Annotated in this window: 20 protein-coding genes and 2 pseudogenes; 14 read left to right on the top strand and 8 right to left on the bottom strand. The window is 65.5% G+C overall.

Going from position 1 to position 21,209, the window contains the following annotated elements:
- Positions 1–6: 6 nt before the first annotated feature.
- On the bottom strand, positions 7–519 hold the full coding sequence (gene def, locus B5X78_RS08060) for a peptide deformylase (protein ID WP_079723902.1): 513 nt from the start codon (positions 517–519) through the stop codon (positions 7–9).
- A 131-nt stretch (positions 520–650) separates the two neighbouring features.
- Here def and B5X78_RS08065 point away from each other — a divergent pair, with 131 nt between their 5' ends.
- From B5X78_RS08065 to B5X78_RS18895, 7 genes and pseudogenes are all read left to right on the top strand, one after another.
- The gene (locus B5X78_RS08065; protein ID WP_079723903.1) at positions 651–1,823 is read left to right on the top strand and encodes a LysM peptidoglycan-binding domain-containing protein; all 1,173 of its coding nucleotides are present in this window, start codon (positions 651–653) and stop codon (positions 1,821–1,823) included.
- Positions 1,824–1,907: 84 nt separating this feature from the next.
- Positions 1,908–3,035, top strand: coding sequence for a DNA-processing protein DprA (dprA, locus tag B5X78_RS08070; protein WP_079723904.1), 1,128 nt, complete (start codon positions 1,908–1,910; stop codon positions 3,033–3,035).
- Between the two features lie 42 nt (positions 3,036–3,077).
- A complete protein-coding gene (locus tag B5X78_RS08075) occupies positions 3,078–3,551 on the top strand; it encodes a DUF494 family protein (RefSeq protein ID WP_079723905.1) in 474 nt (157 codons plus the stop codon).
- A gap of 27 nt (positions 3,552–3,578) precedes the next feature.
- Entirely contained in the window at positions 3,579–4,301 is a 723-nt protein-coding gene (locus B5X78_RS08080; RefSeq protein WP_079723906.1) for a GYF domain-containing protein, read from the top strand.
- An 80-nt stretch (positions 4,302–4,381) separates the two neighbouring features.
- Positions 4,382–5,524, top strand: a complete 1,143-nt coding sequence (locus B5X78_RS08085) for an RDD family protein (protein ID WP_079723907.1) — start codon at positions 4,382–4,384, stop codon at positions 5,522–5,524.
- 18 nt (positions 5,525–5,542) lie between these two features.
- A pseudogene (locus B5X78_RS08090) lies at positions 5,543–6,208 on the top strand (GYF domain-containing protein); the annotation flags it as partial.
- Positions 6,209–6,211: 3 nt separating this feature from the next.
- Positions 6,212–6,338: pseudogene (locus B5X78_RS18895) on the top strand (RDD family protein); the annotation flags it as partial.
- Between the two features lie 125 nt (positions 6,339–6,463).
- Here B5X78_RS18895 and B5X78_RS08095 read toward each other — a convergent pair.
- From B5X78_RS08095 to guaD, 5 genes are all read right to left on the bottom strand, one after another.
- Entirely contained in the window at positions 6,464–7,015 is a 552-nt protein-coding gene (locus B5X78_RS08095; protein ID WP_079723909.1) for a queuosine precursor transporter, read from the bottom strand.
- A gap of 97 nt (positions 7,016–7,112) precedes the next feature.
- Positions 7,113–7,907, bottom strand: a complete 795-nt coding sequence (locus tag B5X78_RS08100) for an outer membrane protein OmpK (RefSeq protein WP_079723910.1) — start codon at positions 7,905–7,907, stop codon at positions 7,113–7,115.
- Positions 7,908–9,158 (bottom strand): MFS transporter, encoded by a 1,251-nt coding sequence (locus B5X78_RS08105; RefSeq protein WP_079723911.1) that lies wholly within the window; start codon positions 9,156–9,158, stop codon positions 7,908–7,910.
- 55 nt (positions 9,159–9,213) lie between these two features.
- Positions 9,214–10,464 carry an MFS transporter gene (locus B5X78_RS08110; protein WP_079723912.1) on the bottom strand — a complete coding sequence of 417 codons (1,251 nt, stop codon included), beginning with the start codon at positions 10,462–10,464 and terminating at the stop codon, positions 9,214–9,216.
- A complete protein-coding gene (gene guaD, locus B5X78_RS08115; protein ID WP_079724473.1) occupies positions 10,461–11,792 on the bottom strand; it encodes a guanine deaminase in 1,332 nt (443 codons plus the stop codon). The genes B5X78_RS08110 and guaD overlap by 4 nt, the downstream gene beginning before the upstream one ends.
- Positions 11,793–12,004: 212 nt before the next feature.
- Between guaD and B5X78_RS08120 the strand changes: the two genes are divergently transcribed.
- From B5X78_RS08120 to B5X78_RS08145, 6 genes are all read left to right on the top strand, one after another.
- Positions 12,005–12,559, top strand: a complete 555-nt coding sequence (locus B5X78_RS08120; RefSeq protein WP_217698653.1) for a MarR family winged helix-turn-helix transcriptional regulator — start codon at positions 12,005–12,007, stop codon at positions 12,557–12,559.
- A 201-nt stretch (positions 12,560–12,760) separates the two neighbouring features.
- A complete protein-coding gene (locus B5X78_RS08125; protein WP_079723913.1) occupies positions 12,761–15,328 on the top strand; it encodes a DNA topoisomerase I in 2,568 nt (855 codons plus the stop codon).
- A 43-nt stretch (positions 15,329–15,371) separates the two neighbouring features.
- Entirely contained in the window at positions 15,372–15,938 is a 567-nt protein-coding gene (tsaC, locus tag B5X78_RS08130; protein ID WP_079723914.1) for an L-threonylcarbamoyladenylate synthase type 1 TsaC, read from the top strand.
- Between the two features lie 99 nt (positions 15,939–16,037).
- Positions 16,038–16,715, top strand: a complete 678-nt coding sequence (locus tag B5X78_RS08135; protein ID WP_079723915.1) for a DUF4124 domain-containing protein — start codon at positions 16,038–16,040, stop codon at positions 16,713–16,715.
- Positions 16,716–16,739: 24 nt separating this feature from the next.
- Entirely contained in the window at positions 16,740–17,363 is a 624-nt protein-coding gene (locus B5X78_RS08140) for a DUF4124 domain-containing protein (RefSeq protein WP_139381461.1), read from the top strand.
- A gap of 46 nt (positions 17,364–17,409) precedes the next feature.
- Entirely contained in the window at positions 17,410–18,072 is a 663-nt protein-coding gene (locus tag B5X78_RS08145) for a hypothetical protein (protein WP_079723917.1), read from the top strand.
- On the opposite strand, the gene B5X78_RS08150 is transcribed toward B5X78_RS08145, so the two are convergent.
- The gene (locus B5X78_RS08150) at positions 18,060–18,836 is read right to left on the bottom strand and encodes an SDR family oxidoreductase (RefSeq protein ID WP_079723918.1); all 777 of its coding nucleotides are present in this window, start codon (positions 18,834–18,836) and stop codon (positions 18,060–18,062) included. The two genes, B5X78_RS08145 and B5X78_RS08150, sit on opposite strands and share 13 nt — an antisense overlap.
- 74 nt (positions 18,837–18,910) lie before the next feature.
- Between B5X78_RS08150 and B5X78_RS08155 the strand changes: the two genes are divergently transcribed.
- Positions 18,911–19,180: a hypothetical protein gene (locus B5X78_RS08155; RefSeq protein ID WP_079723919.1), complete on the top strand. Its 270-nt coding sequence runs from the start codon at positions 18,911–18,913 to the stop codon at positions 19,178–19,180.
- A 95-nt stretch (positions 19,181–19,275) separates the two neighbouring features.
- Here B5X78_RS08155 and sppA read toward each other — a convergent pair whose 3' ends face one another.
- Positions 19,276–21,183, bottom strand: coding sequence for a signal peptide peptidase SppA (gene sppA / locus B5X78_RS08160; RefSeq protein ID WP_079723920.1), 1,908 nt, complete (start codon positions 21,181–21,183; stop codon positions 19,276–19,278).
- Positions 21,184–21,209: the final 26 nt, after the last annotated feature.

The following is a 21,209-nucleotide window of genomic DNA, read 5'->3' on the forward strand; positions in this document are numbered from 1 at the left end:
CGGCGCTTAGGCGACGTGCTTGCGCGACTTGGCCAGCTTCTTGCGCACCATCTCGCGCTTGAGCGGCGACAGGTAATCGACAAACAGCTTGCCTTCCAGATGATCCATCTCGTGCTGGATGCAGACGGCCAGCAGGCCATCGGCCGGGATCTCGCGGGACTGGCCCTGGCGATCCACGTAGCGCACGGTGATTTCGTTGGCGCGGGTCACGTCGGCAAAGATGCCGGGAACCGACAGGCAGCCTTCCTGGTAGACCTGCTCGCCGTCGCGGCTCAGGATCTCCGGGTTGATGAACACCTGCGGCTCATCCTTCTCCTCGCTGATGTCGATCACCATGAAGCGCTGGTGCACGTCCACCTGGCTGGCCGCCAGGCCGATGCCCGGGGCGTCGTACATGGTCTCGAACATGTCGTCGAGCAGGCGCTGGAAGGCCGGTTCGGTGACCGTCGCGGGATCGACCGGCACCGCCTTGGTGCGCAGCCGGGGATCAGGGAATTCGAGGATGGGAAGCAGGGCCATGGTGTCAGCAAGATGGGGGCGCCAGTGGAATCCGGCAAGACCTCACGGATTCTAACTCGGGCGCTTGCGTTGCGCCGGGTTTTCTGGACTATAGTGCGAACCACCTGTCGGGGAATCAGGTAGATACGACCATGTTTAAAAGTTTTCGTACGGTTCTCGCCGTTGCGGCGTTCACCGTGGGGTCCTATGCCGTTGCCGCCGACCTGTCGGGCAGCCATCCGGACACCTACGTGGTCAAGCGCGGCGATACCTTGTGGGACATCTCTGCCAAGTTCCTGAAGAAGCCCTGGCTCTGGCCGGAAATCTGGCAGGCCAACCCGCAGATCAAGAATCCGCATCTCATCTATCCGGGTGACGTGCTGAGCCTGGCCTATCTGGATCGCGTGGCGGTACAGGCCGGTCCGCGCGAGGAACAGCCGCTCAACGCCATCCCGTTGTCGGATGTCGAGCCGTTCCTGAAGAACCTGAGCGTGGCCGACAGCTTCCGCGAACTGCCCTACGTGGCAGGCCTGGAAGAAAACCAGCTGCGCGCCACCGCCGGCCAGCTCGTCTATGTTCTGGGCCTGGACCAGGCGCAGGTCGGCGAGCGCTATGCGGTCGTTCGTCCGACCCAGCGCTATACCCAGACCCACGTGAACTCCAGCGGCGAGTACCTCACCTACAGCGAGGACCTGGACTTCCGCGGTCGCCGCATCAAGGGCGCGCCGGCCGGTGGCCTGGACAGCCTCTGGAACAGTTCGGCCCTGGCCGATGGTGGCCCGGTCGAGCTGCTGGGCTATGAGCTGGAGCAGGTCAATGTCGGTACGGTCACCCGCGGCCTGGTGCCGGGCACCGAGACCATCAGCCTGACCCTGCAGGACAGTGGCAAGGAAGTCCGCGTGGGCGATCGCATCGTGCCGGTGCAGGCCAAGCCGTACGACCTGCAATTCTTCCCGCATGCCCCCAGCGTGGGCATTTCGGAAGGCAAGCTGCAGATCGCCGCTGTCGCCTCGGCGCTGGTGGCCGGTGGTCCGCGTGATGTGGTCGCCATTTCCGGCGGCAGCCGCGAAGGCCTGGACAACGGCACCGTGCTGTCCATCTGGCGGCAGGGCAGCCACGTCAACAATGACGTGCGCTGGCCGAACTCCTCGCGTCTGGACGACCAGCCGCGTAGTGGCGCCGGTCGCGTCAGCCTGCCGGACGAGTACGTCGGCCACGTGATGATCTTCCGCACCTTCGAAAAGGTCAGCTATGGCCTGGTGATGGAAGGCATCAAGCCCAGCCATGTGGGCTACGAGCTCAAGCATCCGGACGCCACCTACTGAGCGCATCCGGGCGCGGGGTTTTCCTACAGCACAACGAGACGGCGCCTGAGGGCGCCGTTTTCGTTTGCGGCCTAGCCTGTGCCGATGAGCCAGGACCATGCCCCGCTGTTGCGGTTGTTGATGAGCGGAGGCGCATTGGCGCCCCGTCGCGCGCTGCTGGAACGGCACGGCACGCCGGCCGCGGCCCTGGCCGCCGGTCCGCGCGCATGGCGTGACGCCGGCCTGGATCCGCAACAGCGGGCGAGCCTGCATGCGCCTGATCGGGATGTGCTGTCCCACGCCCTGGCCTGGCTGGATCATCCCGGGCACCATCTGCTCGGTTGGCACGAGCCCGACTACCCGGCGCTGTTGCGTCGTTGCAGCAGTCCGCCCGTCGCACTGTTCGTGGATGGCGACCCGACGGCACTGTGGCGCCCTTTGGTGGCCATCGTGGGCAGCCGTGCGGCCACGGCCACCGGCCGTGACCATGCGGCGTTTTTCAGCCGCGCCTTTGTCGACGCCGGCCTCGCAGTGGCCAGTGGCCTGGCCAGCGGGGTCGATGCCGCCGCGCACGAGGCGGCACTGGCCCGTGAAGCAGGCTGCACGGTGGCGGTGGTCGGCACCGGGCCGGATCTGACCTACCCCGCGCAAAACCGCCCGCTGCACCGGCGCATTGCCAGGCAAGGCGCGGTGGTCAGCGAGTTCGTTCCGGGCACCCATGCCCGCACCAGCCATTTCCCCAGCCGCAATCGCATCCTGGCGGCGCTGTCCCTGGGCACCCTGGTGGTCGAGGCCGGCGAAAAGTCCGGCGCGCTCATCACTGCCCGTCAGGCGGCAGAATGCGGCCGCGAGGTGTTCGCCCTGCCCGGCTCCATCCGTCACCCGCTGTCGCGGGGCTGCCATCGCCTGATCCGCGAGGGTGCCGGGCTGGTGGAGGAGCCGGGCGAAGTCATCGAAGCCCTGTCCGGACCCGCCCGCGACCTAGGTCACCTGCTGCGCGCGCGCCTGCACGAAACTGAATCACAGCACGTTCCCGGGTCGGCAACCGCGCCCTCCCAGCTCAGCCCTGACTACCAGTGCTTGTGGCTGGCGCTGGGCCCAGACCCAACCCCTATGGATTGTCTGCTTGAAAGGACCGGATTGACGGTTGCCTCACTGTCCTCCATGCTGCTGGCCATGGAACTGGATGGGTGGATTTCGGTCGAACACGGCCGATATAGCCGTAGAAGCTAGTTTCTTTCCTCCACAGCGCCATCGAGCGCAGGCCGAGGGGCAATGAAAGAGAGCATTCTTGACGTCCTGCTTTACCTGTTCGAACACTATTTCACCGAAGATGCGGACCCGATCCGCGACCGCGACTCCCTGCAGAACGGGTTGATCCAGGCAGGCTTCAGTCCCGCTGAAATCAACAAGGCCTTCGATTGGCTGGACGCGCTTGCCGAACAACGGCCGGGCGCGGCGCAGCCGCGCGTGGGCGGGCCGACCCGCATATTCCATGGTCCGGAGCTGGAAAAGCTCGATGTGGAAGGCCGTGGCTTCCTGATGTTCCTGGAGCAGCACGGCATCCTGGATGCGGATCAGCGCGAGCTGGTGCTGGATCGGGCGATGGCCCTGGACCAGGACGAGTTGGATCTGGATGACCTCAAGTGGGTCGTGTTGATGGTGTTGTTCAACCAGCCTGGCTCGGAAGCCGCCTATGCCTGGATGGAAACCCAGATGTTTGTCGACGAACCCGAACCGGTACACTGACCCTGCCTCGACGCTTCAGGGGGAAGCATGGCGCAGTGGTTCTATTCGGAAGGGCCGAACCGGAATATTGGCCCACTCACTGAGCAGGAAATTGGCGACGCTTTTCGTCGCGGCCTGGTGATGGCCGACACGCCGGTCTGGCGCGAAGGCATGGCGCAATGGCAGTCCCTGCGCAACGTCGCAGCGGAGCTGGGCCTGCAAGGCCTGCTCACCGCTGCACCCGCCGGCATGAGCATGCCGCCCCCCTTGCCCGCCTCCGCGGCACCTGCCACACGTCCTGCCTATGCCGCACCACGGCCGGCACCCGCTGCAACGGGCATGAGCCGGGGTGTGGTGATTGCGCTGGTCTGCGTGGTCGGCGGTTTCATGCTGATCGCCGTGCTGGGCATCCTGGCCGCTATCGCGTTGCCCGCGTATAGCGACTACGTCGCCAAATCCAAACTGATGCAGGCCGGCCAGGCAGCGGCGCAGCTGCGCCCGGCGATTGCCGCGCAATGGGTCGACGGTGTGTGTCCGAGCAACGAATCACCGGGCTTCCAGGCGCCCGAAGCCTATGCCAGTCCGCTGATCGAATCGATCACCATCGGCCAATTCGAGGACGGCAGCTGTGGCCTGGAACTGCGGCCGCGCGGCATCCGTGAGCCGATCGACGGCAAGGCGGTGTGGTGGTCGATGGAACCACGCTCGCAGCAGTGGACCTGCAACTCGGAAATCCCCGACAGATACCTGCCCCTGGAGTGCCGCGGCTGACCGCGGCCAACCGCCCGGCCGGCTTTGCCAAGGATGCGGAATCCGGTAACGTGGCGGCTGCATAGGTTTGGGGAAACCGCATGTCTACCTGGTACTACGCCAGCGCCGAGCGGCAACAGCTCGGCCCGGTGTCTACAGATGAATTGAAGCAGTACTTCCACAGCGATCGGATCGGGATGGAAACCCTGGTCTGGCGCGATGGCATGCTGCATTGGCGCCCCTTGCAGGAGCTGGCCGAGCAGTTGGGACTGTTGCCGGCCATTGCCGCGAGCGAAGTCGCCAGCGCCTTGCCTGTGGTGGCGCCGCCGGTGCTTTCGCGCACCGCGATCGAGCCGGCTGCCGCCGCCGATTCCGGGTTCGAACCGATCGCGCAAGGCCCCGCGACGATCGAAGGGGCCGCACCCTCATGGGCGCCAGCTTCGACGCCAGCACCCGCTGCACCGGCAGCGCCGGCGCAGACGCCAGCGCCCACGCCGACACCGCGTGCCGGCCATGAAGGTCGCGCCGTTTTCAGTCTCGGCACCGAGCCTTCTCCCGCTCCCGCACCCGTTTACGCCCGCGCCGCCGTCGATCCCGGCACGGTCGCCGCCGCCGGCAATCCCTATGCGGCGGGATACTCGGACCTGCACAACCCTGCACCGGTGGCCCGCGCCAGCGAATTCGTCGTCAACGCCGGATTCTGGAAGCGCGTCGCCGCCTCCGTGATCGACAGCATCATCCTGGCGGTGGCCGGCGGCTTGTGTGCCGAATTGTTCGGCGCGTTGATCTCGGATCTGTTCAGCGGCGGCGAACTCGCCGAGATCATCATGACCGCCATCTGCGCGATTCTCATCAACGCGACTTACCACGCGTGGTTCCATTCGACCCTGCTGTATGCAACGCCCGGCAAGATGGCGGTGGGCATCAAGGTGTTGCGAAGCAACGGCGAGCCGATCAGTTTCCTGCGTGCGCTGGGCCGCTTCTTTGCCACCGCGCTCAGCGCCATCCCGCTGGGCCTGGGCTACGTCATGGCCGCTTTCACCGCACGCAAGCAGGCCTTGCATGACCTGATCAGCGACACCGTGGTGGTGGACAAGTGGGCCTACACCAACGAGCCGGAACGCCAGCGCACGGAGCTGGGCACCGTCACGGTGATCGTGCTGGCGCTTTACGGCGTGGCGATCCTGCTGATCTTCCTCGCATTCTTCATGCTCGGTCTGAGCGGCATGATGGGTCGCGTCTAGTCAAACCAAGGAATACGGATGGCACAGTGGTACTACGCCAAGGCGGACGAACGCCTGGGGCCGGTGGATGCACAGGACTTGCAGGCGCGCCTGGAAAGCGGCGAGTTGAATGGCGACACGCTGGTCTGGCGCGAAGGCATGGCGCAATGGCAGCCAGCGCGCGAACTGGCGACCGAGCTTGCGTTCAATGCGCCTGACAGTGCGACGTTGGGCATCGAAGCGGAGCCGGCGACGGCCTCGCCCGCGGCATCCCCCTACGCTGCACCGCAAGCGGCCACCTACGAGCCGTTCGTCGTCAGCCATGAAGGCGACGTGGTCTATGCCGGCTTCCTGAAACGCTTTGCCGCTTCGGCCATCGACAACATGGTCCTGAGCGTGGTGTCGATGATCCTGCTGTTTGGCGGCATGGCGCTGCTCGGTTTCGGCACGGCGTTTACCCCGGAGTCGTACGCCAGGGGCATCTTCGGCGCTGGTCTGCCACTGCTGCTCATCCTGTTGATCTACGGCATCCAGGCGCTCTACTACAGCTGGATGACCGCTTCGGACAGCCACGCAACGCTGGGCAAGATGGCGGTGGGCATCAAGGTGGTGCGCAGCAATGGCGAAGGCCTGAGCCTGGGCCGCAGCTTCGGCCGCTGGGCCGCCTTCTTCGGCCTGGCCATGGTGACCTGCAACGTGGCGCTGTTGGTGTCAGCGTTCATGAGCGGCTTGACCGCGCGCAAGCAAGGCTTGCACGACATGATGGTCGACAGCCTGGTAGTGGACAAATGGGCGTTCACCGGTCATCCGGAGCGGCAGCGGCGCGAACTCGGCGTGGTGACGTGGATCGTGCTGGGCCTGAGTATCCTGATGATCGTCGGCTACATCGGCCTGCTCGCCATTGGCGTGTTTGCCGGCATCATGGGCCAACACTAATCCGGTCGTGCGCGGCGCTGTGTGTCAGCGCCGCCACTCCAGCGGCACGCCCGCCTTGCGCCGGGTCAGCAGGCGGAACGGCAGGATCACCAGCGTCGCCATCGCCAGCTTGACCATCAGATCCCCCACTGCCCAGCTCAACCAGTGTTCGCTGACGCCGACAAAGGCGATGCCCCAGAAAATCACCGTGTCCAGACAAGCGGCCACGGTGTTGGAAGACAGCGGCGCAATCCACCAGCGTGAGCGGCGCAGGCGATTGAACACTTCGATATCGGTCAGTTGCGAAAACAGAAAGGCCGCGCCCGAGGCGGCGGCGATGCGCGGCGTGGCCAACCAGATCGAACACAGCACCGCGAGCACGAAACCCACCACCACCACGCGCCGCGCCAAGCCCGGCCCGACCAGCCGGTTGACGACGTCGGTGACCAGATAGGACAGCGGATAGCTGAAGGCGCCCCAAGTCAACCAATCATTGAGTGGAAACTGCACCAGGTAATTGGAGAGCAGCACGATGATCGCCATCATCAGGATGGCGGGAATGGCGTACTTGCGGGAGGCGGGCGCGAACAGTGACATGGGGACGTTTCCAGGTGTCGCGCAGGTGCGCAATCACGGTAGCAGGCAAGAGGGGTTGGACCGCGGGGGTGCGGCGTCGCAGGCGCTGATGGCTTGCCTAGAAGCGGCGTTGCACGATCAGTCCCACGGTCTCATCGGTCGTTTTCACGCCAGGGATCGGCGCCACACCAAACTTGTGCTTCCAGTAGTGTAGCTCCACACCCGCGTACCACCGGTCTGGCGATCCACTGCGCGCACCGAGATCCCACTTCACTTGCGGGCTGACATGCAGGTTCCAGTGACGCGAACCGCCGGGGGCGACGTAATCGATGAAGCCGTCCACCAGGAACCGCTGACCACCGACGCTGAAATGCCGCGCGCCGGCCAGGGTGAGTTGCCAGGTGTCGAAATCGCCTTCGTGCACCTGCTTGCGCGCGTACACATTGGCGTTGGCGTAGTCCATGCCGGGCAGATTGAAATCCACGCCAAGGCCGATCAGTTGCGCCGTCGTCAGGCGCGCATCGCGCCCGTGCTCCAACGTCGCCGCGATCAGCACATCGCGGATCAGACCTTCGCCCGGCGCCCGGCCGGACAACTTGGCAAAGCTCAGACGTGGCGAAAACTCGCCGTACCAGCTGGACGCATTGCCGCTGGCATCGGGGCCGTTGGCGTACCAGGATTGATCGACGAACCAGTACACGTCGCCGAAGTTCCAGCCTGTGGTTTGCTCCAGCGTCAGCGTGGTCATGTGCGAAGGTTCCAGCACGAAATCGCCGCCACCCTGCGCGGTGACCCGGAAGTCGGAGAACTGCAGCAGGTCGTTCGCCCACGCGTCGGTGGGGGCCAAGCTCGCGCCGCAGAAAACGCCGGCGGCCAACAGGGCGCGGCGGAAGGTTGAATCGAGAAGGGACATTCAGTCGGACTCCAGAAGAGGCCGTGCCGGCGATGACGCCTGCACGCGCAACAAGAAAGGGAAGGCAGGTAGCGCGGCAACCAGCACCAGCGGCAGTGCCATCAAGGCGTGGCGGACCGACAACTGGTCGCCCCAGATACGCAGCAGTTGCCCCGGCAGCGCGATCAGGATGCCGCCGGCGATGAACTGCGCGCCGTTGACCAGCGCCGCCGCAGTGCCGGCGTAACGCTGGCCGGCACGCGCGGTGGCCAGGGTGAAAGGCAGCATCGCCGCGCCGGAGGCCAGCCCGAGCAGGAACATCTGCAAGGTGAAGCATTCCACGCTGGCTGCCGGCAGGAACACGATCCAGCCCAGCAGCAGCAACTGCGCCAACACACCAAGACGCAGCTGACGCACAGGCGTGCGTGATCGCTGGGACCACCGGGCGAACAACGGCGCACCCACCGCCAGTCCCAGCCAGCAGGAGGCCGAGAGACTGCTCGCCGTCGACGACAAGCCCAGTGACTCCCCGAGGCGCGGACCCCAGACCACGCCAATCGCGAGCATCACACCAAAGGAAGCAGCGCCCACCAACATCAAAGCCAGCACGCCGCGGCAGGCCAGGGTAGTGATCACATCGTCCGTCACCGAACCGAGAAACTGCAGAGGACGTCGTGGCCAGCCGCGCGTCTGCGTGCCCGGCGGGTCGCGCAGGAAGAACAGGAACAGCAGCACCAGGCCCAGCCCGCACATGCCCACGCCGTTGACGATCCAGTTCCACGGCAACAGCCCCGTGAGCATCGCTGCCATGCCCTGGGCAAGGAACGCCGTCAGCGACGCCATGAACTGCACCCAGGCGAACATCGGCCCATAACGCTCCGGCGAGAACCACAGGCCCCCGACAAATCCTGCGCCGATGAAGCCGAATGCGGCGCCGGTAGCCAGAAGCACCTGCGACAGCAACAGACCGCGCAGGTCTTCGGCAAAGCCGAACAGGAACACACCGAGTACAAACAAGGTGCATGCCGCCGGCAAGCTGCGCTGCGCGCCGACCCGATCCAGCAACGGACCCGCCGCCACCTGCGCCGCAGCGAACACCCAGGTGTAGGTGGAACCGATCAGACCGACGTCGCCGACGCTCAAGCCCAGCGCCTGCGCCATCGAACGGCTGAGAATGGCGTAAGCGGATTGAAAGCTGAAAACCAGGCACACGTAGGCCACAGCCAGCAGCCAGTTGCTCCAGGCAGGAGTGATGCGATTGGGGATGTTCATGCGATGGGTCCGGGTGGGCCAGCCTCGCGGGAGACTGGCCCAGCCATCAACGTGCTCAGCTGCGCGGGTAACTTTCCTTGATGGCGAATGCCAGCAAGCCCGACACGATCAGCGTGCCGACACACGGCAGCATCGCTGTCTGGAAGCCGGCCAGGGTGGTCGCGCCGTCATCGAGGAATTTGCCCGGCAACCCCATCAACACACCGCCCAGGATGAACATGGAGCCGTTGACGATGGAGGCCGAGGTTCCGATCAACCGGGGCGGCACGATGTCCGCAGCCGCCGAGAACGACAACATGTGCCCGGCGTTGGCAAAGCCGAAGCAGAAGCACAGCGCCATCGCCAGCATCGGGCTCATCGGCATGTAGACCAGCGCCGCCACCAAGGCCACCTGTACCAGCGTCGTCAGGATGATCGGTTGTCGGCGCGAGCGCGTGGCATCGGACCAGCGCGCAATCAGCGGGCTGCCTGCGGCCAACCCCAGCCAGATGCACGCAGTGGACCAGTTGGCGTTGGATTCGGACAGGCCATGCGCCACCAGCAGCTTCGGCATCCAGACCACGCCCAGGGCCAACACCGCGCCAAAGGTGATGGCGCCGACCAGCGACACGATCCAGATCTGCGGCTTCTTCAATACCTCGGCGATGCTGGCCAGCACGCCCGCCACAAAGCCACCCTGTTGCCGGGAAGACTCAACGGGCCTGGGATTGCGGACGAACAACATCGCCAGCAACAACAGTCCCACACCGAAGATGCCGAAGCCGTTCATCACCTCGCGCCAGCTCCAGCGCAGCAGCGCCGCGTCGAAGCCGGCCTGGCCGAAGGCCGAGGACAGCGCGGCGACCAGCTGCACCAGGCCGAACATGAAGCCGAACCGGGCCATGCCGAACCACACGCCGCCGACGTAGCCGGCGCCGACGAAACCGGCACAGGAGCCCACGGCCAGCACGATCTGCGAGATCAGGATCATCTCGTAGCTTTCGGCGAAGGCGAACAGAAACACGCCCATCGTCACCAGCGCGATGGCCGGCAACAGCACCTTGCGCGCACCCACACGATCCAGCAACGCACCACTGAACAATTGGGCGATGGCGAATACCCAGGTGTAACACGCCGCCACGAATCCAATCTGTTCCAGCGACAGCTGCAGATCCTCGGCCACCCGCGAATTGAGGATCGCATAGCCGGTCTGCACGTTGAACAGCAGGATGACGAACGTCACCGCCAGCGCCCAGATCCACCAGGCGCGGATGCCACCCTGGCGGGGCTCTGCCACGGGCGTGGCACGGGAAGAGATCTCGCTCATGCCCGCACCTCCTGTTGTGCATCCTGCTCGCGGTCATAGACGCAGGCGCCATTGACCCAGGTCGCGCGAATGGCGCGATCGTCGCCCAGCGTCATATTGATGAACAATGCTTCCTCGATGCTGTCGGCGTACTTCATGCGGAAACGGATCAACGGCGTCGACTGCAGATCCAGCACTGCAAAGTCGGCTTCCATTCCGGCGGCGATGCGGCCGATCCGATCCTGCAGGCCGAGCGCTTCGGCCGTACCGCGCGTGGCCTGGTAGAACGCGTGGGTGGCGGAGAGCGGGACGCCATTGAGCTGGGCGACCTTGTAGGCCTCGTTGAGCGTCTGCAGCAGCGAGAAGCTGGTGCCCGCGCCCAGATCCGTGGCAAGCCCCACGTGCACGGGACGCTTGGCGTCCAGGGCCGTGCGGATGTTGAACAGGCCACTGCCGAGGAACAGGTTGGACGTGGGGCAATGGGCGATGGCCGCGCCGGTTTCGGAGAACAGATGCAGTTCCTCCTCGGTCAGGTGGATGCCATGCCCGTAGATGGCGCGCTCGCGCAGCAGGCCGAAGTGCCGATAAACGTCGGCGTAGCCCTTGTGCTGCGGGAAGAGCTGGTTGACCCAGGCGATCTCGTTCTTGTTCTCCGAGATGTGCGACTGGATCAGGGTGTCCGGATACTCCCGTGCAAGCGCACCCGCGGCTTCCAGCTGCTCGGGCGTGGAGGTCGGCGCGAAACGCGGAGTGATCACGTATTCGAAGCGATCCTTGCCGTGCCAGCGCTCGATCAGCTGCTTGGACTGGTCGTAGCCGCTCTGGGCGGTGTCGGTGAGCGCGGCCGGCGCATTGCGATCCATCATGATCTTGCCGGCCATCAGGCGCATGCCGTACGGCTGGGCCTCTTCGAACAGGGCATCGACCGATTGCGGGAACACGGTGCAGTAGACCGTGGCCGAGGTCACCCCGTTGCGCAGGTTCTCACGCAGGTAGAAGCGCGCCACTTCGCGCGCCACGTCCTTGTCGGCAAAGGCCTGTTCGGCCACGAAGGTGTAGTTGTTCAGCCATTCCAGCAACTGCTCGCCGTAGGCGCCGATGATCGGTGTCTGCGGGTAGTGCACATGGCTGTCGATGAAGCCCGGCAGGATGACGCTGTCGCGGTAGTGGGTGACGGGTATGCCTTCCGGCAACTGCGGGAGAAGGTCGGAGGCGGGTCCGACCTGCAGGACCTTGCCGTCGCGTATCCAGATGATGGCGTCCGACTCATGGACCAGACAGCCTGAGGGATCGTTCCGGAAGGGATTGTCCTTGAAATCGATGTAGGCGCCTCGTAGTGCGATTTCCACTTGCTTGAACCTCGATTGCGGGATGGCGAAGCGGCCGTACCACACAGGCCAGCCCTAAACCCGACGCCATCGAAATCAAGCTAGCAGTTGCTCTTTTCGTGCGTCAATTATCTCGACGTCAAACTATTTGGCGTCGAAACAAATTGTCACTAATGGCTCGAGAATCGGCGGTGCTATGATGCCGGCGCCGTCGCAACCGGAATCACCCACTCGTGCCAAAAATCAACAATGCCGCCACGCGGGACGATGTCGATGAACTCATCGCACGCTGGGTGCGTGAACGTCCCGAATTGTCGCTGGCGAGCACCGAAGTGGTCGGTCGCATCCTGCGACTGAATCACTTTGTGATGCGCCGCGAAGAGGCGGTGCTGGCGCCATGGCGCATGCATAGTGGTGAGTTCAATCTGCTGGCGGCGTTGCGCCGCGAAGGCCCGCATTACCAGTTGGCGCCCAACGAGTTGCAGGCCCGCCTGCTGGTGTCGTCCGGAGCATTGACCAATCGAATCGATCGGCTGGAGGCGGCCAGGCTGGTCAAACGCGTGCCCGATCCGGTGGATCGGCGCAGCGTGCAGATCAAGTTGACGCCCGCCGGGCGCCGCAACATTGATGCGGCCATCGAAAAGATCCTGGTCGCCGAGCGCGAGCTGTTGGCTCCGCTTACCGCCCCGGAGCGCAAGCAACTGGCCGGATTGCTGCGACGCCTGCTGGTGCCTCAGGAACGGCAGCGCCCGCGCCGGGGCCGCGCGGCGAAGGCCCCCGCCGCGTGACCGTACGTCGGTTTTGCGCGGGGTGATGGCCTTCACGAAACGGGCTCGGGGTTGACACCGGCCCCCCGGGCGTGATTCCACTATTAAATAGCGAAACTGAACGCCCGGGGCCCTGGCTCCGGGCGTCGGCTTCTCTGCCACCCCTACTTGCTCCACTCTTGCCGGCCGCGCGCCGTCCCTGAATCCCCCCCCCGGAAGGACATGTCCAAACACCTGCTCATCGTTGAATCGCCGGCCAAGGCCAAGACGATCAATAAGTATCTCGGCAAGGACTTCCAGGTCCTGGCCTCCTACGGCCATGTGCGTGACCTGGTGCCGAAGGAAGGAGCGGTGGACCCGGACAACGGCTTCGCGATGCGCTACGACCTGATCGACAAGAACGAAAAGCACGTCGATGCCATCGCCAAGGCGGCCAAGGCGGCCGACGACATCTTCCTGGCCACTGACCCGGATCGCGAAGGCGAGGCGATCAGCTGGCACATTGCCGAGATCCTGAAGGAACGCGGCCTGCTCAAGGACAAACCCGTGCACCGGGTGGTGTTCACCGAGATCACCCCGCGTGCGATCAAGGAAGCCATGGCCCAGCCACGGCAGATCGCCGGCGACCTGGTCGACGCCCAGCAGGCGCGCCGGGCGCTGGACTATCTGGTCGGCTTCAACCTGTCGCCGGTGTTGTGGCGCAAGGTCCAGCGCGGCCTGTCCGCCGGCCGCGTGCAATCGCCGGCGCTGCGCATGATCGTCGAGCGCGAGGAGGAGATCGAAGCCTTCATCGCCCGCGAGTACTGGAGCATCGAGGCCGAGTGCGCGCATCCGCGCCAGGCCTTCACCGCCAAGCTGACCAAGCTGGACGGGCAGAAGTTCGAGCAGTTCACCGTCACCGACGGCGACACCGCCGAAGCCGCGCGCCTGCGCATCCAGCAGGCCGCGCAGGGGTCGCTGCATGTCACCGACGTGGCCAGCAAGGAGCGCAAGCGCCGGCCTTCGCCGCCCTTCACCACCTCGACCCTGCAGCAGGAAGCCTCGCGCAAGCTCGGCTTCACCACCCGCAAGACCATGCAGGTGGCACAAAAGCTGTACGAAGGCGTCGCCGTGGGCGATGAAGGCACGGTCGGCCTGATCAGCTACATGCGTACCGACTCGGTCAGCCTGTCGGCGGAAGCGCTGAGCGACATCCGCGACGTGATTGCGCGCGACTTCGGCACCCAGGCGCTGCCGGACAAGCCCAACTTCTACCAGACCAAGGCCAAGAACGCGCAGGAAGCGCACGAGGCCGTGCGTCCCACCTCCGCGCTGCGCACGCCCTCGCAGATGTCGCGCTACCTCACCGACGACGAGCGCAAGCTCTACGATCTGATCTGGAAGCGTGCGGTGGCCTGCCAGATGGTGCCGGCCACGCTCAACACGGTCAGCGTGGATCTGGCGGCCGGCAATGCCCACAGCTTCCGCGCCAGCGGCACCACCGTGATCGACCCGGGCTTCCTGGCGGTCTACGAGGAAGGCAAGGACACGAAGAGCGCCGATGACGAAGACGAAGGCCGCAAGCTGCCGGCGATGAAGCCGGGCGATCGCGTGCCGCTGGATCGCATCCACGCCGATCAGCATTTCACCCAGCCGCCGCCGCGCTTCACCGAAGCGGCGCTGGTCAAGGCGCTGGAGGAGTACGGCATCGGCCGTCCGTCCACCTACGCCTCGATCATCCAGACCCTGCTGTTCCGCAAGTACACCGAAATGGAAGGCCGCGCCTTCAAGCCCACCGACGTGGGCCGGGCGGTGTCCAAGTTCCTCAGCGGTCACTTCACCCAGTACGTGGACTACGACTTCACCGCCAAGCTCGAAGACGAGCTGGATGCGGTCTCGCGCGGCGAGGAAGAGTGGGTGCCGCTGATGGAGAAGTTCTGGGGCCCGTTCAAGGAACTGATCGAAGAGAAGAAGGAATCGGTCGACCGCAGCGAAGCCACTGGCGCGCGCGATCTGGGCACCGATCCCAAGAGCGGCAAGCCGGTCAGCGTGCGCCTGGGCCGTTACGGGCCGTATGCGCAGATCGGCGACAAGGACACCGACGAGAAGCTGGAGTTCGCCTCGCTGCGTCCCGGCCAGTCGATGCACACCATCTCGATCGAAGAGGCGCTGGAGCTGTTCAAGCTGCCACGCAAGCTGGGCCTGGATGGCGAGGACGAAGTGAGCGTTGGCATCGGCCGCTTTGGCCCGTTCGCCAAGCGCGGCAGCGTCTACGCCTCGCTGAAGAAGGAAGATGATCCGTACACGATCGATCTGGCGCGCGCGGTTTTCCTGATCAACGAGAAGGAAGAAATCGCCCGCAACCGGATCATCAAGGAATTCGACAGCAGCGACATCCAGGTGTTGAACGGCCGCTTTGGTCCGTACATCAGCGACGGCAAGCTCAACGGCAAGATTCCCAAGGATCGCGAGCCGGCGTCGCTGACCCTGGCCGAAGTACAGCAATTGCTGGAAGAAACCGGCAAGCCGGCACGTCGCGGCTTTGGTGCCAAGAAGGGCGCGGCCAAGAAGGCGCCGGCCAAGAAGGCCGCTGCCACCAAGAAGGCCGCTGCCACCAAGAAGGAAGCCGCGCCGAAGAAGGCGGCTGCCAAGAAGGCCACCAAGAAAACCGCCGCCAAGAAAGCCCCGGCAAAAAAGGCAGTCAAGAAGGCCCTCCCCGCCGCTCCCGAGCCTGCCAAGTCATTGCTGACGCCGACCAGGATCGAGCCAGGCAAGAAGCGCGTGGCGAAGAAGTCCGACGCGCCGTTCTGAGTTTTTGGCCCGCGCCTGCGCGGGCCCATCGGAGTGCCATGGCATGCCCGCAGGCAGACTGAGCAACGAGGAAGCCGTGATCGCCTTGCGCGCTGGCGGCGTGATCCTCTATCCGACCGAAGGGGTCTGGGGCATCGGCTGTGATCCGTTCCAGGAAGCCGCCGTGATGCGGCTGCTGGACGTCAAGCAGCGAATGGTCGAGAAGGGCGTGATCCTGATCGCCGCGGATCTGGATCAGCTACGGCCCTGCCTGGATCTGGGCGCGCTGCCGGCAGCGCGGCTGGCCGCGGTGCTGGAGAGCTGGCCGGGACCCAACACCTGGGTCATGCCCGCCACGCCGCAGGTACCGCGCTGGATCACGGGCGATCACGACAGCCTGGCGGTGCGGGTCAGCGCCCACCCCACCGTGGTGGCGCTGTGCCGGGCCTTCGGCGGGCCGCTGGTGTCGACCAGCGCCAACCTGTCGGGCCAGCCGGCGGTGACCCGCCGCGAGGATCTCGACCCGCAACTGCTGGCGCGCGTGGCCGGGGTGAGCGAAGGCGAGACCGGCGGGCTGACCACGCCCACGCCGATCCGCGATGCTCGCAGCGGGCAATCCCTGCGCGCCTGAGCGCGCCTGTGCCGATCTGCGCCCCGGCGGCCATTGTCTGCGGGCCACCCCTCTCCGCACTGCATTGCCGCCCCGCCAGCGCGCGCGCAAGATGCCGGCATGCCCGTCGTCCGCGCCTTCGCCTCACTCCCACTGCTGCTGATGGCCGCGATGGCCGTGAATGCGCAGGAACTGGTGATCTACCGCTGCGAGGACGCAACAGGCCAGCTGACCTTGCGCGATTCGCCCTGCCCACCCGGCGAAAAGCAGCAGGCACGCAGCATGCAGCGGCCGCGGGATCCGGCACAGTCGAGCGCGCCGGCGGTGCAGACAAGCACGCCAACCGCGCCTATCGCCCCCGCGTCCGCGCCACCGCCGGTGGTGTACCGCGCACCGCCGCGACCGATGTACGAATGCGAAGCGCCGGATGGCAGCCGCTACACCAACGAAACCGGCGAAGGCCAGGCGCGCTGGGAATCCTGGGTGGGCTACGGCTATTTCTGGCCACGCGGCGGCGGCGTGGGGGGTGGCCCGCGTCCGCCTACCACGCCCCCGCCCGGCACGCCACCGCCGGATCGGCCGCGTCCGCCGGTGGTCGGGGTGGTGCCCGTGGGAGGCACCTGGGTGCGCGATGTCTGCCACATGCTGCCGCAGGCCGAGACCTGCGCACGCCTGTCCGATCGCCGATATGAGATCCTTCGCCGCTATGGCAGCGCCATGCCGAGTGAACGCCGCACGCTCGATCTCGAACAGCGCGGGATTGACGCACGCATGGCCAACGATTGCAGGAATCCTTGAATGCGCAGTACTTGGCTTTTCTTGATGTTTGCCTTGCTCGCGTCTCCCGCTCATGCGGGAGACGTCGCGATCTACCGCTGCACCGACGCCGGCGGCGCGGTGACAATGCAGAACATGCCGTGTCCCAAGGGCGTGCATCAGGAAAAAAAGCTGATGCAGTCCATCACCACCGTGCCCATGGTCGACAAGGCGCCCGCCGCCAAAGCGCCCGCGCCCTCACCTGCAGCTGCACCTGCGCCCTCGTCGCAAGTGTCGGTCGATCTCGCGACGCCGTCCGCCGATGGCGACACCACCCAACCAGCGCCCGGTGATCTGGCCAAACTGCCACCGCCCAAACTGTTCCGCTGCACCACGCGCGAATCCAGCACCTACGTCACCGAAGACAGCGAGCCGCAGGAGCGCTGCCTGCCATTGCGCACCGTCGGTCTGGACGGCAATCCGCAGAATGGCGCCGGCAATGCCTGCGAAGTGGTGCGCGACAACTGCGCACCGATTGCCGACGAAGGCCTGTGCGAAGCCTGGAAGAAACGCCACGACGAAGCCGAAGTGGCCTGGCGCTTCACCCGCCCCGAAAGCGAGCAGAAGAATCGCGCCGAGTTCGAGCGCGCGCAACGCATCCTCGCTGAGAGCAACTGTGCTGGGCGTTGAGGCGCGCCTGACCTAGAATCCGGGACTCACTCACAGGGGAGTCCACATGGACGGGATCGAGTCGGCGCGCATGCTGCGCCAGATGCGCCAGCTGCGCTGGTATTGCGCCGTGATGACCGCCGCCTTCATCGTGCTGGCGCTCACTGCCTTCAAGGCACCGCCGCAACGTTTCGACGAGGTTTCGGCCCACCGCATCAACATCGTCGATGAGGACGGCAAAGTCCGCCTGGTGATCGCCAATCAGGAACGCTTCCCGCCGCCCATGCTCAATGGACAGACCTTCAAGCGCGCGGTATCACCGGCTGGCGTGGTGTTCTACGACCGCAAGGGCAATGAAGTGGGCGGCCTGGCGTTGACCGATGTCGAGGCCGGCAAGGTGTCCGCGCTGGCGTTCGACAATCCCAACATGGATGCGATCGGGCTGATGACCCGCATCGGCGCGGACGGCGAGCCGATCAGCAGCGGTCTGCAGATCAACCAGGCGATGCCGGCCAGCCTGCCGGTGCGCGATGCGGTGCGGCAAACGCAGACCCGCATCCTGATCCAGAACGAACGCAACAATGCGCAGATCCGCCTGGCCGATGCCAATGGCCGCGATCGCATCCGCATGCAGGTGGATGCCGCCGGTGAACCTCGCTTCGAGATCCTCGACGATCAAGGCAAGGTGGTGTTCCAGGCGCCGGACCACGCAGCGGCTCAGAAGCCGTAGCGCAGGAAGCCTCCGTCCACGGCGATGCATTCGCCGGTGATGTAGCTGGCGGCGGGAAGGCAAAGGAAGCCGACCGCCGCCGCAACTTCTTCCGGCTCGCCGATGCGCCGCATCGGCGTACGCGCGATCACTTCATCGTAGTAGTCCGGATCGGCCAGCGGCGCCGAGGTGCGACGTGTGCGGATATACCACGGCGCGACCGAGTTGACCCGTACGCCATCTTCGGCCCATTCCACCGCCAGGTTGCGGGTCAGCTGGTGCAGTGCCGCCTTGGTCATGCCATAGGGCGCACCGCTGCGCACGGCAGTTATTCCCGACACGCTGCCCACGTTGACGATGGCAGAACTGGCATGGCGCGTCAGCAGCGGATGCGCATAGCGCGAAAGCTCGAACGCCGAGAACAGGTTGGTCTCGAAAATGCCGCGCCATTCGTCTTCGCTGTACTCGATGGCAGCGCGCGTGACATTGCCGCCGGCGTTGTTGATCAGCAGGTTCAAGCCGTCGGCATGATCTTCGGCCCAGTCGAGGATGGCGCGACGATCCTCGTCGTCAGCCACGTCCGCCGCCAGCACGGCAATCGTGCGGTCGGAGAATTCCTCCATCAGTTCTTCGCGTGCGGCGTCGAGCAGATCGGCATCGCGCGCCACCAGCAGCGTGTCGGCCCCCAGGCCCAGCAGTTCGCGTGCAATGGCCAGGCCAATGCCGGCGCTCGCACCGGTGATCAGGGCAATCTGGCCATCCAGTCGCCAGCGATGTGTCGCCATGCCGCCACTCCCGTTGTCGGACACGTCATTGGAATGGGGGTAGCATAGCCGCTGACGTCCAGGCGGAGTGCCGCATGAAGCCGCAACCGAGGTTCCTTGTACCGTTTTTGCTGGTCCTGGCCACGCTGATGCTGGGCGCCTGCCGCCCCACGCCGCCGCCCACGGAACAGCCACCGGAACCCACCGCGCAGTCGGCGCCCGCCGATGCCGCCGGTGACGCCAAGGCAACGCAGATGCGCGATGCCATCCAGGCACCTTTGGACAAGGCGCGCGCCGTGCAGGACGCCACCCAGAAAGCCGCCGATCAACAGCGCGCCGCGATTGATGCGGCCACAACGCAATGAGGCGATTCGCCCAAGTCCGCTGAAAGATCCGCGCACCGGTTCCCGCAAAGAAGAAGGCCTCCGCAAGGAGGCCTTTTCTTGTCAAGCGTCGCTGCTCAGTAACCGCAGAAGCAGTACGCCAATGCCTTCACCGGCGATCCCTGGCGACTCTGGATCGCCTCCTCGACAAAGCGCAGCTGGGTCTCGCCTTCCGGCAGGCGCTTGGCCAGCACGGCTCGCGCCATGTCCGAATCCTTCAGCCACAGTGCGCCCATGCGGGTACTGGCCATGCGACCGAGGAACTGTTCGAACGGCGATGCCGACTGCTCGATGTAACGCACGCGGTAATCGTCAGCCTTGGCGAACTTGGCACGCTTGGCCGCGTCATCGATGGCCGCCTGCATGCCACCCAGTTCGTCGACCAGGCCGCGTTCCCTGGCCTGCGCGCCGCTCCACACGCGGCCGCGTGCGACTTCGTCCACCGCTTCCACCGGCTTCTTGCGCGCCTGCGCTACCTTGCCGGTGAAATCGGCATAGCCCTTGTTGATCACCGACTGGATGATCTGGCCCACCGCCGGATCCAGCGGACGGGTGATGTCGAACGCACCGGCAAAGCGCGTGGTGCCAACGCCGTCGGTATGCACGCCGATCTTTTCCAGCGTGCGCGGCACGGTCGGAATCATCCCGAAGATGCCGATGGAACCGGTGATGGTCGACGGATCGGCGTAGATGCGATCGGCGTTCATCGAAATCCAGTAACCACCGGAGGCGGCCAGGTCGCCCATCGAGACCACGACCGGCTTGCCCGCTGCCTTCAAGGCGGCGACTTCGCGACGGATCTGCTCGGAGGCGAACACGCCGCCACCCGGGGAATCCACGCGCAGCACCACGGCCTTGACGTCATCGTCATCGCGCGCCTCACGCAGCAGCGCGGAAGTGGATTCGCCGCCAACGCGACCGGCCGGCTGTTCGCCGTCGACGATCTCGCCTTCGGCCACCACCACGGCTACTTGCGGGCGCGAGTCCAGGGTCGGCGGACGCTGCGTATCCATATGGGTCAGATAGCCTTCCAGCGACACGGCGCGGAAACCGGTATCGGAATCCTCGTCGGCCACGCCGCGTTCGATCAGCAGGTTCTCCACTTCCTCGCGCGTCTTCAGGCCGTCGACCAGCTTCTGCTGCAGGGCGAAGCGCGCCAGGTCGCCGCCGGCGGCGGCGATGCCTTCGGGCAGCGTGTCGATGCCGGACGCCAACTGCTGCGGCTCCAGCTTGCGGGCGCTGGCCACATCAGCCAGATAGCGCTGCCAGACATCGTTCATCCAGAACAGGTCGGCTTCCTTGGCTTCCTTGGAGGCGGCGTCCAGCACGTACGGCTCCACCGCCGACTTGAACTCGCCGACGCGGAACACGTGCACGTCCACGCCCAGCTTTTCCTGCAGGGCCTGGCGGAAATACTGGCGGTAGCGGCCCAGGCCTTCGAGCAGCAGGCCACCCATCGGATCCAGGTACACCTCGTTGGCCTGCGCGGCCAGCAGGTACTGCAGCTGACCGACGTTTTCGCCGAACGCCACGATCTGCTTGCCGGAAGCGCGGAAGCGCTGCAGCGCCGCGGCCACTTCGCGCAAAGAGGCGTAGCCGGTGGGTTGCAGGCGATCCACGCGCAGCAGCATGCGTTCGATGCGCTTGTCCTTGCTGGCGGCATCAATGCCGCGCACGAGGTCACGCAGCTGGATTTCCTCGGCTTCCTTGTCGTTGATCAGCTTGGCCAGCGCGCGGGTGGCCGGGTCGGAGCTGTATTGCTCGACCAGGCGGCCTTCCGGTGCCACCACCAGGGTGGTGCGATCGAACAGGGGCGCGGCTCCGCCACCGGACTTCATGCCCGCGACCAGCAGCATGACCAGCAGCAGGAAGAACAGGAAGCCGAAGAACAGGATGTTGAGGAACAACTTGCGGGCGAAATTCACCACATTCCACGCGCCAACGAAGAAGCTGGCGACGGGTCCGCGGCGGACAGGCTGATTCATGGTGGCAAAGCTCCGGATACTCGTGA

The sequence above is a fragment of the Pseudoxanthomonas indica genome (assembly GCF_900167565.1).
Classification (GTDB): domain Bacteria; phylum Pseudomonadota; class Gammaproteobacteria; order Xanthomonadales; family Xanthomonadaceae; genus Pseudoxanthomonas_A; species Pseudoxanthomonas_A indica.

What these genes read in the sequence shown, in the direction of transcription:
- def (WP_079723902.1), bottom strand. Translation starts at nt 519, where the DNA reads ATGGCCCTGCTTCCCATCCTCGAATTCCCTGATCCCCGGCTGCGCACC.
- B5X78_RS08075 (WP_079723905.1), top strand. Translation starts at nt 3,078, where the DNA reads ATGAAAGAGAGCATTCTTGACGTCCTGCTTTACCTGTTCGAACACTAT.
- B5X78_RS08110 (WP_079723912.1), bottom strand. Translation starts at nt 10,464, where the DNA reads ATGAGCGAGATCTCTTCCCGTGCCACGCCCGTGGCAGAGCCCCGCCAG.
- B5X78_RS08085 (WP_079723907.1), top strand. Translation starts at nt 4,382, where the DNA reads ATGTCTACCTGGTACTACGCCAGCGCCGAGCGGCAACAGCTCGGCCCG.
- B5X78_RS08150 (WP_079723918.1), bottom strand. Translation starts at nt 18,836, where the DNA reads ATGGCGACACATCGCTGGCGACTGGATGGCCAGATTGCCCTGATCACC.
- tsaC (WP_079723914.1), top strand. Translation starts at nt 15,372, where the DNA reads ATGCCCGCAGGCAGACTGAGCAACGAGGAAGCCGTGATCGCCTTGCGC.
- B5X78_RS08135 (WP_079723915.1), top strand. Translation starts at nt 16,038, where the DNA reads ATGCCCGTCGTCCGCGCCTTCGCCTCACTCCCACTGCTGCTGATGGCC.
- B5X78_RS08140 (WP_139381461.1), top strand. Translation starts at nt 16,740, where the DNA reads ATGTTTGCCTTGCTCGCGTCTCCCGCTCATGCGGGAGACGTCGCGATC.
- B5X78_RS08155 (WP_079723919.1), top strand. Translation starts at nt 18,911, where the DNA reads ATGAAGCCGCAACCGAGGTTCCTTGTACCGTTTTTGCTGGTCCTGGCC.
- B5X78_RS08080 (WP_079723906.1), top strand. Translation starts at nt 3,579, where the DNA reads ATGGCGCAGTGGTTCTATTCGGAAGGGCCGAACCGGAATATTGGCCCA.
- B5X78_RS08065 (WP_079723903.1), top strand. Translation starts at nt 651, where the DNA reads ATGTTTAAAAGTTTTCGTACGGTTCTCGCCGTTGCGGCGTTCACCGTG.
- dprA (WP_079723904.1), top strand. Translation starts at nt 1,908, where the DNA reads ATGAGCCAGGACCATGCCCCGCTGTTGCGGTTGTTGATGAGCGGAGGC.
- B5X78_RS08125 (WP_079723913.1), top strand. Translation starts at nt 12,761, where the DNA reads ATGTCCAAACACCTGCTCATCGTTGAATCGCCGGCCAAGGCCAAGACG.
- B5X78_RS08100 (WP_079723910.1), bottom strand. Translation starts at nt 7,907, where the DNA reads ATGTCCCTTCTCGATTCAACCTTCCGCCGCGCCCTGTTGGCCGCCGGC.
- B5X78_RS08145 (WP_079723917.1), top strand. Translation starts at nt 17,410, where the DNA reads ATGGACGGGATCGAGTCGGCGCGCATGCTGCGCCAGATGCGCCAGCTG.
- B5X78_RS08095 (WP_079723909.1), bottom strand. Translation starts at nt 7,015, where the DNA reads ATGTCACTGTTCGCGCCCGCCTCCCGCAAGTACGCCATTCCCGCCATC.
- B5X78_RS08105 (WP_079723911.1), bottom strand. Translation starts at nt 9,158, where the DNA reads ATGAACATCCCCAATCGCATCACTCCTGCCTGGAGCAACTGGCTGCTG.
- sppA (WP_079723920.1), bottom strand. Translation starts at nt 21,183, where the DNA reads ATGAATCAGCCTGTCCGCCGCGGACCCGTCGCCAGCTTCTTCGTTGGC.